Source organism: Bacillus sp. RAR_M1_44 (genome assembly GCF_020165935.1).
GTDB classification, from domain to species: Bacteria; Bacillota; Bacilli; order Bacillales; family Bacillaceae; genus Bacillus; species Bacillus altitudinis.
Genome location: NZ_JAIUKX010000001.1, coordinates 2,427,054 through 2,440,245, shown reverse-complemented (window position 1 = coordinate 2,440,245; position 13,192 = coordinate 2,427,054). Strand labels below are relative to the sequence as shown.

The 13,192-nt window shown below is 42.7% G+C and carries 13 protein-coding genes; 2 read left to right on the top strand and 11 right to left on the bottom strand.

Annotated features, from left to right (window positions below; translation table 11 throughout):
* Positions 1-104: 104 nt before the first annotated feature.
* Positions 105-716, top strand: a complete 612-nt coding sequence (locus LCD34_RS12700; protein WP_079919168.1) for a class I SAM-dependent methyltransferase — start codon at positions 105-107, stop codon at positions 714-716.
* A 16-nt stretch (positions 717-732) separates the two neighbouring features.
* Here the strand turns inward: LCD34_RS12700 and LCD34_RS12695 are convergent, their stop codons facing one another.
* The 3 genes from LCD34_RS12695 to LCD34_RS12685 all read right to left on the bottom strand — a co-directional run bounded on the left by LCD34_RS12695 (position 733) and on the right by LCD34_RS12685 (position 4,744).
* Complete coding sequence (locus LCD34_RS12695) at positions 733-2,820, bottom strand: BglG family transcription antiterminator (protein WP_224559226.1); 2,088 nt, start codon at positions 2,818-2,820, stop codon at positions 733-735.
* A 121-nt stretch (positions 2,821-2,941) separates the two neighbouring features.
* Positions 2,942-4,024: a C45 family autoproteolytic acyltransferase/hydolase gene (locus tag LCD34_RS12690; RefSeq protein WP_224559224.1), complete on the bottom strand. Its 1,083-nt coding sequence runs from the start codon at positions 4,022-4,024 to the stop codon at positions 2,942-2,944.
* 87 nt (positions 4,025-4,111) lie between these two features.
* A complete protein-coding gene (locus LCD34_RS12685; RefSeq protein ID WP_017366635.1) occupies positions 4,112-4,744 on the bottom strand; it encodes a GDSL-type esterase/lipase family protein in 633 nt (210 codons plus the stop codon).
* Positions 4,745-5,158: 414 nt separating this feature from the next.
* Between LCD34_RS12685 and LCD34_RS12680 the strand changes: the two genes are divergently transcribed.
* Entirely contained in the window at positions 5,159-5,794 is a 636-nt protein-coding gene (locus LCD34_RS12680; protein ID WP_024720223.1) for an FMN-dependent NADH-azoreductase, read from the top strand.
* A gap of 34 nt (positions 5,795-5,828) precedes the next feature.
* Here LCD34_RS12680 and LCD34_RS12675 read toward each other — a convergent pair whose 3' ends face one another.
* The 8 genes from LCD34_RS12675 to LCD34_RS12645 form a co-directional block, all read right to left on the bottom strand.
* On the bottom strand, positions 5,829-6,602 hold the full coding sequence (locus LCD34_RS12675) for an IclR family transcriptional regulator (RefSeq protein WP_007498093.1): 774 nt from the start codon (positions 6,600-6,602) through the stop codon (positions 5,829-5,831).
* Positions 6,603-6,616: 14 nt separating this feature from the next.
* Positions 6,617-7,621 (bottom strand): biotin-dependent carboxyltransferase family protein, encoded by a 1,005-nt coding sequence (locus LCD34_RS12670; protein ID WP_171464991.1) that lies wholly within the window; start codon positions 7,619-7,621, stop codon positions 6,617-6,619.
* Positions 7,618-8,364, bottom strand: a complete 747-nt coding sequence (pxpB, locus tag LCD34_RS12665) for a 5-oxoprolinase subunit PxpB (RefSeq protein WP_035703822.1) — start codon at positions 8,362-8,364, stop codon at positions 7,618-7,620. The genes LCD34_RS12670 and pxpB overlap by 4 nt, the downstream gene beginning before the upstream one ends.
* Positions 8,365-8,383: 19 nt before the next feature.
* A complete protein-coding gene (locus LCD34_RS12660) occupies positions 8,384-9,175 on the bottom strand; it encodes a putative hydro-lyase (protein WP_035703824.1) in 792 nt (263 codons plus the stop codon).
* Between the two features lie 4 nt (positions 9,176-9,179).
* Complete coding sequence (locus tag LCD34_RS12655) at positions 9,180-10,397, bottom strand: NRAMP family divalent metal transporter (RefSeq protein ID WP_007498097.1); 1,218 nt, start codon at positions 10,395-10,397, stop codon at positions 9,180-9,182.
* Positions 10,398-10,421: 24 nt separating this feature from the next.
* Positions 10,422-11,180 carry a LamB/YcsF family protein gene (locus LCD34_RS12650; protein ID WP_008347192.1) on the bottom strand — a complete coding sequence of 253 codons (759 nt, stop codon included), beginning with the start codon at positions 11,178-11,180 and terminating at the stop codon, positions 10,422-10,424.
* Positions 11,181-11,831: 651 nt separating this feature from the next.
* Positions 11,832-11,963, bottom strand: coding sequence for a hypothetical protein (locus LCD34_RS19585; RefSeq protein WP_255816864.1), 132 nt, complete (start codon positions 11,961-11,963; stop codon positions 11,832-11,834).
* Complete coding sequence (locus tag LCD34_RS12645; protein ID WP_041508275.1) at positions 11,953-13,086, bottom strand: RapH N-terminal domain-containing protein; 1,134 nt, start codon at positions 13,084-13,086, stop codon at positions 11,953-11,955. The genes LCD34_RS19585 and LCD34_RS12645 overlap by 11 nt, the downstream gene beginning before the upstream one ends.
* Between the last annotated feature and the right edge of the window lie 106 nt (positions 13,087-13,192).

Sequence of the window (13,192 nt, the reverse complement as noted above, 5' to 3'; positions counted from 1 at the left end):
TTTTCACTCAAACATCCCTATGCTTCATCAATGCGTTTTGAAAACTGACAGGTTTCAGGATGGGAAAAATCGGTTACATAAACATAAAAAAGGAGCGTTCTCACATGCTGTCAACCATTTCTAAAACCTTTAGCAGACCAAAAGGCTGGCTCGGAAGCATCGCAGGTTTTATTATGGCAAATGAAAATAAGGCACTGAATCAATGGGCGATCCAGCATTTAGATTTATCAGATGGTGAAAACATATTGGAAATAGGCTATGGCCCCGGCTATAGCATCAAACATATGCTCAAGCATTATGACGATCTTCACATTGATGGACTAGATGCTTCTTCAACTATGAAGGAACAGGCGCATTCGCGTATAAAGAAACGATCCAAAGAGAAGCAGGTCCGGCTGTATGTCGGGAAAATTGAAAGAACGCGCCTGCCGGCGGATCAGTATGACAAAGTACTCTCTGTTAACAATTATACGATTTGGGATGACCCAAAGGCTGGCGCACTCAACCTTTATCACACCTTGAAACCTGGCGGAAAACTCGTCATTGTGATGCAGCCAAGAGAAAAAGGAGCAGACGCCAATCGGACAAAAGAAATGGGCGAAAGCATCCTCAATGACTTAGAATTTGCTGGATTTGATCAGTTTTCTGTTGAATATGAGGAGATTCGTCCCACCCTCGCTGTCTGTGTCACAGCAAAAAAGCCGAGAAGCGAATAAGCTCTCGGCTTTTTTCTTACCATTTTGCCTCTTTGACAAATTGATAAAAAAGTTGATGTAATTTCTGTTCAATCTCTTCCTTTGTTCCTTGTCCATAAAGCGCCATGCTTTCTTCGCTTTCAATGATGGATGAACTGATCAGGCTAAACATTTCAGACCCTTCTTTGCCAAGCTCTAGCGGCGCCAGCATGAGGAGCATTCTGGACATGAGCTGCTGCCCGCCATCCATGCTTTTGATCTCGTATGCCTCACCAAGATCATAGATATGAAAGACCGGTTTCTTAATGAGATCATGCTTTAAGTGGAAAAGAGCAAACTCAGTTCCCGGAATGCCTAAACCACCTTGCTGCTCACGCTCAAGTAAACCGGCTGTCACTTCGTCTGCACGTTCTAAATAGCCTTGACTTTCAACCTGACGCATCAGCTCTCTCATTGTTGACTCATGCTGGTCCGACGTCTTCTTTTTTTCGATTGTAAAATGGGACAAGATGCTGCGAATCACTGACATATAATTCGTGATTTGCTCTGCCATTCCTATCATATCAACCGTTTCCTCCACCGATTCTTTTGCAGATTCCTGCGCTCTTTTTTTCTCAATCAGATAAGGAATTTTTCGTTTAATATGAGACTTGACCCGCACCGCGTCATCCTCGTTTAAGAGCGGGCTGACCATAATGTAATCAATATGCTCATAGGGGATCGGAACGGTTGATACAATCATGTCATAGCTTGCAGCGTCGATTTCCTTTAGCTCCATTAAGGAAGATAGATCGAATTTGGCGATCTCAGGCAATTCTTTTTTTAATCGTGATGCGAGCATTTTTGACGAACCGATACCGCTTGAGCAAACGACCAATGCATGAATCTTGGTTTCTTCTTTTTTAATTTCAAGCACCGAACCAAAATGAAGCACGATAAAGGCAATTTCATCCTCTGGAAATTCGATCTCAGGAAAGAAGCGCTCCACACCTTCTTCAATCGCCATGAACAGCAAGAAGTAGTCTTTTTTTATTTGTTGTGTGAGCGGATTGTAAATCCGCATCTTTTCTTTTAATCGGTTCATAGCTGGTTCAAGATGAGACACGAGTCCCTCATACAATGAATCGTTTTCATTTAAATGATAGCCTGTTTTATGAGAAATAAAGTCAATGAGTTTCTTCGTTCTCAGCGCGATATCTAACTCAATCTCATCAATGCGGTATTCTGCCGTAAAGCTTCGATTTGCACTGCGCAAATGGATGGTCATGTATCCAACTTCAGCTTCAGGAATCTCTACATTAAACATGCGTTCTAATGCTCGTGCGATTCTGAGTGAAGATTCAAATTCCTTCGTCCGCTTTAATTCAAGCAATTCATCCTCTTCCATCCGAATGGTTTCACCGATTTGAATGCGTTCAATGGCATAGGTTAAGTGAACGACAAGTGCAATATAGGCACTATCTGACAACGAGAGAGAGAGTCTGTTTTTCAAATGAAAGAGAAGCCTTTCTACCTTGAGCAACTGTCCTCGACTGACTACCCCAAATACCTTTTCAGTCGCTTTCGTTCGATGTTTAATATTCATCTCAATCGTTTCGAGAAATAATTGAATGTCGAGACGGTCAACGATCAGGTTCCCGACAATTTTTCGTTTGGCTTCCTCCGGTCCTTTTAATTCAATACCGTACCCACGCTTGCGGATAAGCAGTAAACCGTAAGGAGCGATCCAGTCCGTCAGTTCATCTAAGTCGTAACTGATGGTCGCATTTGTGACCTGCAAGTCGGCTGCAAGTGTATATAATTTCACCGGTTCTTTTGCTTCAAGTAGGGCACACAGGATTAAGAGCTTCCGTTCATCAGAACTATATTCAATTTGATCTTCATTTGAAATATGAGACAGAAGCCGCTGTTTGTCTTCCTGTTCACCGACCGCCTTCAAGCCCTTCCCCGGCTGTTTATCAAGTGATAGGTTGTAATTCTTTAAAATAGGTTTAATGGATTTAAGTTCTCTATGAATGGTTCTTGTACTTACCTGAACAGAATCGGCGATCTCACGAATGGTGACATAACGATTTTGCTGAATCATATATTTGATCACTTTCTGTTCTCGTGCCGTTATGTACATGAAATGCCTCCTTCTGCTTAAATAGGTCTATTGTCACACTTTAATATAAAACGCTTTCACTGATCGATGCAACCTGAAGTTGATCTAAATTTGGCACACAGGTTGTGACAAAATGAAAGACTCACACGTTTCTCCAAAAGGAAGGTCCATAATCCTTTTGATGAAATTGAATCGTTTGTTCATGAAATGGCAGTGCGCCCCCGACCTTTAATGAATAGGTAGGATGATAGACGGGAGAGCCAAAGCAATACTCCATCGTCCCTTCCTCCGGCCGAAACATGACGGTTCGCATCGTCCCAAACAGCTCTTCATAATTGTGCACAGTCAGACCAGCAGGGTATTCTGCCTGAAATAGTTCCGTAAGAGACTCGCTTGACGGCTGTTCTTCTAAAGCTTGAATTAACATGTCGTACCTGACAACAGAATGATGTTTCGTCAACCCTTTTGCCGTGTGATCAGCGAGCGGATGGTTCGTAGCCGCAATAAATCCACGCTCCGGCCTTCTCACCTTTTTTTGCCCATCAATTATTTCAATCACAGCCGCCTCTCCCTGCCGGTCAGCAAGCATTAGATGAACATTAGACGCGACGGGCATTTCCTGTACCAAACGGACGGCATCCTCCACCGTTTTACAGGACTCTAGCACAGCACGAATAACATGATATACTTGCAAGCCAGCAACAGCCGGCGGCTTTAAGCCTGGTTCGTTGCCAATAGGCGGACCGCATGCAGAAAATGTCACCGATAGACCATGTTCATTCATCCCATCCGATCGACCAAATAAGATTAATGATGAGCCTGTATGGACTGCTGAGCCCTTCACATGTGTAGATACAAGACGCATATCATCAAACAGCGGAGAAAAATCATAGTTGCGCAGCATCACCGTTTGTTGATTGGCAGCCTCATTTCCCTGCATCACACAATGGGAACAACCTGGCTGAAGATGCGAAGAATAGAAAAAGGTCAAATTGCTTTCATCCATTTGCATTTCATCACAAAATCCCGTGAGTTCTTCCTCTAACTGAGGAAGAAACGGTCGAATCAGCTGCTTCGTTTCCTTCACAGCCTCTTTTAATAACGGTTCTGATTGAATGTATTGTTTTTTAAGCAAAGGGTGCTCCTTCAGCCAGACAGCCTGCTGCTTTCCTATCTCATAAGCTGTTCCTTTCAATTCATGAAAATACGCGCTCATCTCCTGCATGCATACACCTCTTTTGTCTTTGTTTCTTTTATCATATCGAAACAGCCCTTCATTTAAAAGAATGAAAAAAACTGCAATCCCGCGGGATCACAGTTGCTTAGCGGATTGTTGAAACAGCGCTTCTGCCATTGCTTCATATCCTTTGTGGTTCGGATGAAATTGATCAATCGATAAGTATGCGCTTTGATGACCTTCAAATACACCGTAAATATCCACCACTTCTACATGTGGATTCGCAGCAAGCTGGCGAAGGTGATGGTTGTATTGCTTCAGCCATCTCTCTGCGATCGGAATCTCAGGAAAAGGATTATATAAATTCAATAAATATACGCAGTATGGATGATGCTGACCTCTTTTTATCAGAGCGATTTCTTGAACCATTTTGCTAAAATTCGCCTGACAATGCATAGACGCTTGCAGCAGTGTCTTTTCATCTTCACCTTTTTCATACTGCAGAACAGCTTGAACAAGATCATTCCCGCAGCCTGTGATGGTGATGATGTCAGCATGAGCAATCGCCCGTCTTACATCAGACCGCCGAAAAAGCTGCAAGATCTCTTCCGTTGTTAACCCTGATTTCGCAAATACGGACAGTTTCACCGGTATATGCAGCTTCTTTTCAAGCTTCGCCGCATATCGCTCCGTAAAACCGCCGCCAAATAAACGTGCCCCCACCCCAACCGTTAAGGAATCTCCAATCGCAACATAGGATCGTCCCACTCTTATCCCTCACTCTCTCCTGCCTTCTCTTATATATACGAAAAAGAAGAACAAATGCTTGTAGCAGATGGCTTAAAGGCATCCACCTTTTTTTCAAAGACGCAGGATGAGCGCATTTACAAACACTTTACTTGCGATATCGATCCATTTTTTGTTCAATGGGAGTAGGGTTTTTTTGCTTAAATCGCAGCTTTGAAGCGTTTCAGAAAAATTTACAAACTTTTTATCTTGATTTCAAGACTTTATACCTTGACTTCAAACTATATAGTGATTACAATGAAAATATCAGTTTTTATGTAACTGTGCTTGTTACATCTTTTTCATAGCATTCCAATATGATTAAAGATGCCACATATTCAGTGTATCTTTGGGATACGCTAAAAAAATCATTGAAACAGGAAGGATTGAATGAACATGGCAAAAGTTTTATACATCACTGCACATCCGCATGATGAAACAGTTTCTTACAGTATGGCTACTGCTAAAGCATTTATCGAATCTTATAAGGAAGCAAATCCAAGTGACGAGGTTGTACATATCGATTTGTACAAAGAAAACATTCCTCACATTGATGCAGATGTATTCGCTGGATGGGGCAAGCTTCAATCTGGTGCTGGCTTCGATACACTTTCAGCTGAAGAGCAAGCGAAAGTTGCTCGCCTAAACGAATTAAGCGATCAATTCGTTTCTGCTGACAAATACGTATTTGTTTCACCACTTTGGAACTTCTCATTCCCACCAGTTCTTAAAGCATACATCGACTCTGTTGCTGTAGCTGGTAAAACATTCAAATACACTGAGCAAGGTCCTGTTGGATTACTAACAGACAAAAAAGCGCTACACATCCAAGCACGTGGCGGATACTACACTGAAGGTCCTGCTGCTGAACTAGAAGCAGGTCACCGTTACCTTGGAACAATTGCAAACTTCTTCGGTATTCCTTCTTTCGAAGGTCTTATTGTTGAAGGTCACAATGCTGAGCCTGCAAAAGCAGAACAAATTAAAGCAGATGCGATCGAACGTGCAAAAGCTTTAGGTAAAACTTTCTAATTATTAACACGCAAAAAGCCAATGATCTTAACGGTCATTGGCTTTTTATTTGTTCAGATGCAAAACCTAATTCTTTTGAAATGCCGCTGGCCGCTTTTTTGACCTGCTCAATTAAATAAGGAAGCCGTTCCTTTTGATAGCCTGCCTCAAACCCCGCAATACTAATGCCTGCTGCCACTTCTCCGTGATGATTGAAAATGGGCGCTCCAATAGCCGCAGTATAGTTTTCAAGCTCTGAATAGCTTAACGTATATCCGCGCCTGTTTGATTCTTCGATCATGTTTCGCAGGACATCTTTATCGGTAATGGTTCCGATCCCGATTTTCCCGAGCTCTACCGAATCAATATAGGCAAGTCTCTCTTCCTCTGGCAAAAAGGAAAGAATACTTCTCGCACAAGCTCCCGCATATAATGGGGATCTTCTTCCGACAGCGGTATAGAGCCGGACAGGCTGCGTTCCTTCCATTTTCTCCACATAAATGGCTTCATCTCCTTCACGAATAATGAGCTGAACAGCCTCACCTACCTCATCACGCAAGTTTTCCATAAAGGGCCTTGCAATTCTACGGATATCGAGGCGGTCTGCGACAAGCTGACCGTATTCAAGGAACATCAATCCTAATCGGTAAACACCTGAAGGATGCTTTTCTAATAATCCCATATCGGCTAACGAGTTGGCCATTCGGTGTACAGATGTTTTGGGCATGCTCGAGAGCTCAATCATGTCATTTAACGTTAATTGTTCGTGTGTGATAAAAAGCCGTAATATCTCCATTGATTTCACAACGGTTTTATTTGTGTTCTGCATGTTTCTCACCTTTTCTAAAACGAAAATGCTTCGAGTTTTAATCTTGCCGTCAGGTCCTTCATTTCTGCTTCTTGTGTGAATAAGGCTTGCTCTGCTTCTTGGCGGTCAATTTGTTGAAACGTGAGATTCGCTCCAGGCATCGCCTGCGCAATGAGCGGCAAATCGACTGTTGCCACCTCACCAATACGGGGATATCCACCTGTCGTCTGGCGATCTGCGAGCAGAATAATCGGCTGGCCGTCAGGAGGAATTTGAATAGAGCCAAAAGCAACCGCTTCTGAAATCAATTCAAGCTTTTGCTTTAAACGTATCGGTTCTCCTTTCAATCTGCATCCCATACGATCAGATTGGGGAGTGACCTGATAAGACCGTTCGAAAAAAGCTTGCTGCGATTCTTCCTGAAAATGAGACAGATGTCTCCCTGCCAGCACCCGAATGACTGGTGATTTCCCGAGAGGCAAAAAATGAGCATGATTGACTGTCCAGTCTGGCGCACGTTCCCCTTTGCTTTTTAACATGTGAACGAGGCTCACCGCCAGTGGTGACGGTTCTCCAATCGGCAGGACGTCTCCTTTTTCTAGCGGACGCCCTTCTATCCCGCCTATCTTCGCTCTGACGTACGTACTTTTACTTTTCATCACCGGCTCAACATCAAATCCACCGGCTACAGCGAGGTAGGAGCGGCATCCCCTCTTACAAGGGCCAAAGGTGATCGTGCTTCCTGCTCGAATGAAGAGTGGTTTCCATAGAGGCGCTTGTTCTCCGTCAATCTCAATCTCCACATCAGCACCGGTCACGGCGATCAGCTGATCCTTCTGACATGTCAACACTGGGCCGGGTCCCATTAATGTGATTTCCAGCACCGCTTCGTTTTCTTGATTCCCGGTGAGGATGTTGGCGATTCGGAGCGAGAGCGGGTCCATGCCGCCGCTCGTTAAAACACCGTACTTCTGATAGCCTATTCTCCCTTTATCTTGAATGGTGGTGAACATTCCTGGCTTGATGACATGCATACTCAACGATCTTCCTCCTTCATGCTGAAAAATTCCTTTTCAGACAGTTGAACAAATCGAACCTCGTCCCCTGCCTTTAGTAGACTAGGTCTCTCAGCATTCGGCCGAAATAAGGACAAAGGGGTTTGTCCAATGAGCTGCCAGCCTCCGGGTGTAGATATCGGATAAACCCCTGTCTGCTTCCCCGCAATACCCACAGACCCTTTTGGAATCGACATTCTTGGTGTTTCTCTACGCGGAGCTGCAATTTTTTCAGAAAGTCCGCCTAAAAACGGGAACCCAGGAGCAAACCCTATCATATAGACAAGATACGTCCCGGATGTGTGAATACGTACAACTTCTTCAGGCGTCAAACCATTGATACGGGCGACTTCTTCTAAGTCAGGACCGAGCTCTCCTCCATAACATACAGGAATGTCGACGATCCGGCGCTTTGCCTGATTCGCCTCCTGCCAGTTGTCTTCAAGGAGGTTTTCAATATAGTCTTTGACCCATTCATACGGAGAGATTGCACGTTGCTTAAGCTGAGCAGATTGATACACCTTATAGGGCTCATAAAAGACGGTCACGTTTGTAAAAGCTTGAACAGCTTCCACATATCCGTCAAATGGATGCTGTTCAATACATGAAAACAGCTGCTTCACACGCTCATGAATGTCTTCACTTATGTCAGTCCCGGCTTGAATGACAATGGCTGCGTCTCCTAGCGGGTGGAACGTGATCGTATCTTTTATCGTTGAAAATGCCACTCTTATGACACCTCTCTTTCTACAGGACACCGAGCTTTTGATCTCTTACATCTGTGATAAACATATGACCGGGTGCATGGGTGATCGCAATGTCTGGCTTAGTGTGCATGACAATGGCTTGCGGCGTCACACCACATGCCCAAAACACCGGGACTTCCCCTTCTTTGATCACAGATGGTTCTCCAAAGTCTGGTTGATCTACATGTTCAATGCCAATCACAGCTGGATCACCTATATGGATAGGACCGCCATGTACCGATGGGAATCTAGACGTCACCTGAACACTTCTTGTGACTTGATGCGCTGGGATCGGCCTCATACTGACAACCATCGGACCATGGAATACACCTGCCCTTTCACATGGAATGTTCGTTTGATACATTGGGACATTATGACCGTCTTCAATATGGCGGACAGGAATGTCATTCAGCATGAGTGCATGCTCAAATGTAAAACTGCATCCGATGAGAAAGCCCACCATATCATCCTCCCAATAGGAAGAAATATCTGTTACCTCTTCTTGAAGAACCCCTTTTTTGTAAACACGGTATTTAGGGAAATCCGTTCGAATATCCGCATCAGGTGCTGAACGCCTTGGCACTGGAACACCTGGGTCGAGCACATCAAGCAATGGGCACGAAGCCGGATTCCGCTGACAAAATAAAAGAAAATCGAAGGCCAGCTCTTTTTTGACGATCAATAAGTTGGCTTGCGCAAATCCCTCAGCAAAGCCAGCCGTTGGGCCTGTGATCTTCTGCTTACGAATCAATTCCCTTATTTGTGACGGCTTATAGGTTTGATATGCTTTCATGTGATCAGCTCCATAGTTTTGGAATTTCATTCATGATGGTATATCCGCCCATGATTGCCATGATGACAACAACAAACGCACCTGTTGCTGTCAAAAAGAATGGATGGCGATAATCACCGACAATTTCTTTTTTATAGGCAGCAATCAGCAATGTTCCGAGTGCAAGCGGCAAGATCAATGCATTGATGGCCCCAACCAAAATCAATATGTTCACAGGTCTTCCAATCGTGATAAAACAAATGGTTGAGAGCGCAATGAATCCAACGATAATGCCTCGTTGATTTTTCTCGATTTTTGGTGAGAAGGTTTTAAAGAAGGAAACGGAGGTGTATGCTGCTCCAATGACTGAGGTAATGGCAGCAGCCCACATAATAATCCCGAACATTTTATATCCAACATTTCCAGATGCTAATTGAAAAACAGACGCAGGCGGGTTCGACGGATCAATCTGTAATCCTTTTGAGACAACTCCTAGAACGGCTAAAAATAAAGCCACACGCATTACGGATGTGATCAAAATACCGAAAATGGAACTTTTCGTCACTTGGGGCAATGCTTCCTTCCCCTTAATGCCAGCATCCAGCAGACGATGACCACCAGCAAAAACGATATAGCCACCAACTGTCCCGCCGACAAGTGTCACAATCGATAACATGTCAATTTTCTCTGGCACGAAAGTTCTCATGACAGCTTCTCCAACTGGCGGTGCTGTGGAAATAGCCACATACAGCATCAGACCAATCATGACAAAACCAGCGATTTGTGTGAATCGGTCCATCGCTTTTCCTGCCTCTTTGATGACAAAAATGAGAATGGCAATGACTGCACTGACCCCAGCCCCTATGCGGGGATCGACGCCGAATATGACCTGAAAACCGAGACCCGCACCGGCGATATTTCCAATATTAAAGGCAAGCCCCCCAATGACAATCAAACAGGCTAACACATATCCAAGACCCGGCAGAACCATATTGGCAATGTCCTGTCCTCTTTTTTCCGAGACGGCAATGATACGCCATACATTTGTTTGCGCAAAAATGTCTAGCAAAATGGAAATCAAAATGACAAACCCAAAGCTAGCTGCGAGCTGCTGTGTGAACACTGTTGTTTGTGTTAAAAATCCCGGTCCAATGGCGGACGTTGCCATTAAAAAGGCTGCGCCCATCAGCATAGAACGGTTCCCTTTTGGAGCTTTCATCTGTTTGGCTTTCTCTCTTTTCATGCTGTTTCCCCCTTTGATGACGATTTATCGAAATGCCTTGAGTTGAATAGTGGCTTCCTTTAGCTTCGCTGTAATGGTTTTTGCAAATTGAAGCGCGTGACTGCCATCCCCGTGGATGCACACCGTATCTGCTTTGAGCTGAACATCTTCCCCTTGCACTGTCCGCACTTTCCCCTCTCTTACCATACGGATGACCTGCTGAACTGCCCTTTCATCCTCTTCAATAAGTGCATGAGGTTCACGGCGGGATGTCAGTGTCCCGTCTGGTTGATACGTGCGATCAGAAAAAACTTCATGTGCCACTTGAAGACCGATTCTTTCCCCTGCTGACGCAAGTTCACTTCCTGACAGCGCAAATAACACAAGGTTAGGATCAATATCGTACACAGCCTTCGCAATTGATTCAGATAATTCAGTATTTTTAGCCGCCATGTTGTAAAGGGCGCCGTGTGGTTTGACGTGCTGCATCGTACCGCCTTCTGCTTTCAGAAAGGCTGATAGTGCACCAATTTGATAGATCACAAGATCATAGGCTTCCTCTGCTGAGATCGCGATTGGACGTCTGCCAAAACCGACTAAATCTTGCAGACCTGGATGTGCACCAATTTGAACCCCTTTATCCAGTGCCATTTTAACCGTCTTTCTCATCACAGTTGGATCTCCCGCATGAAAACCGCATGCAATATTGGCTGAGGTGACATATTCAAGAATTTGTTCATCTGAACCGATCGTGTATTGACCAAAACTTTCTCCCAAATCACAGTTAATATCCACTTGATACATAGGACCCCTCCTTGTCGTTCCGAATTACGGAATAGAAAGTCCGAATATTCGAATTTATATTGATTATACCAACTTTGGATAGACTGCACATGAAATTGTCAGAAAATATAACAATAGAACTAGTAGAATGTGTCTCTTGCATACTTTCGGTCTCATTCTCAAAAAGGTTATTCTATCAACCTTTTTGAACATTAAAAAAGAACAAACGTTCGTGAATAAATGCAGATAAAAGCATTCATTTGGGGGAGTATTGGGGGAGTTTTTTAATAATGGACAGACGTAAAAGGAGCGTAAAATGAACATAAACAATATAAGATCATTCTTTTATAAGACATCAAAATACCTGGGTGACGTCAATGCCGTTCAAAAGGGTACTATCGGAAAACGTATCATGCGACGTGCTGCGGGTAAAACAACCGGCAAGCTAATGAAAAAGATATTCAAATAAGATAGTCCGTCCAGGGTGGTGATTTTATGAATGATCTTGAGAGGAAGCTATACAGGATCATATATAATATGATCAGGAAAAGACGAACAGTCCATTAGAAAAACCGTTAGAAACCTTATGTCTAGAAATGAACTGGCGTGGGATAAGGAGAAGCAGGAATGGAGATTCAAATAAAAAAGAAGCCCCGAAAAGGGCTTTTTTAATTAAGCAAAATAACCGATACTTGTTGTATGTCCCCGTTGGGCTTCATTATGGATATCGTTAGATGAAACATAACTAAAAGCACCTAACACACTGACAATAATTAATACGGCTGCTACTGATTTAAATTTCATAAAGACAATCCCCTCTCTTAATTTGGAGTTGGAAATAAAGAATCTTCTCATAAAATTCGTTTGCACGCTCTTTATCTCCTGCCTTATTATAATGCTTCGCCGCATCTTTCGATAAATCTTCAAGATTCGCATAAAGAAATTTTGACTCCAAATAAGCCATTGCTTCTTTTAAACGACTAACATTGTTTTCTAAATACAATGATCTCAATAGAGTGAATGTATTTAGAAATATGTCATCTTTCAATTTTCCAGCCAATTCTATTCCCTCGTTTAAGGCGTATAACCCTAAATCATTTTGATCTGTTTTAAAATATGACTTTGTCAACATAACCATCGGATCAAGAATTTTATTTAAATGTTCGTATCCTTGTTCTTTAAATGAATGGATTGATTCGTTAAAGTATTTGATAGCCATTAGTAGTTCATCATTGTGGAAATAACTTAATCCTATATTATAAAGCGCCGATCCTTTTAATCTTTTTGTTGAGTTGTCAGAAGCTTTTTTTAGTGCGTATTCAAAATGAGGCATTGCTTTTTCAGGGCAACCCATATCAATATAATTTAATCCAATAACAAAAGAACACTGTATCTGCCTAACAGTATAAGTGTTTTTTTCTTTGTAACAATCTATTGCTTGGGCTATATGGTGCATAGACATGTGGTTTTGTTTCATGTGGTAATAGATTTCCGCTATCTTGAAATTAAACTCGGCACGTTCAATATCATCACTTACAAGAGATAGCTTTTTTTCTGCTCGTTTGTAGAAGGTAATAGCGTTGAGGTATTCATAGTTTTCAAATTCGTACATGCCGTAGAAAAAGTTAAAATAATAATCTAGCAAGCCTGTTAATTTCTCTTGATCCTTTTTTATTTTCATTGCTAACTCTCTAAAGTTGGCGCGCTCTTTCCCATTTTCCAATGGGTTCAAATAATCCAACATTAATTTATGTCGGAACTCCATGAGTGAGAAATACAATAATAAATCTTGATTTTCTTCCATATCATCGAGCAAAGATTTTATTTCTTCTTTATATGCTTCGGCGTCCGGTACGTTAAATCTTTGAATATGATAATACCATTCATTGATTTTCATACCGACATGAGAAGATAGAACTATCTCCATAAGACCCTACCCCTCCCTTGCTATTCCCTATAATGACATATATTATCATTTTCCGAATAATTCCACACCGAAAAGAAACCGCAAAAGTTAGGGTGTTTGATAGGGT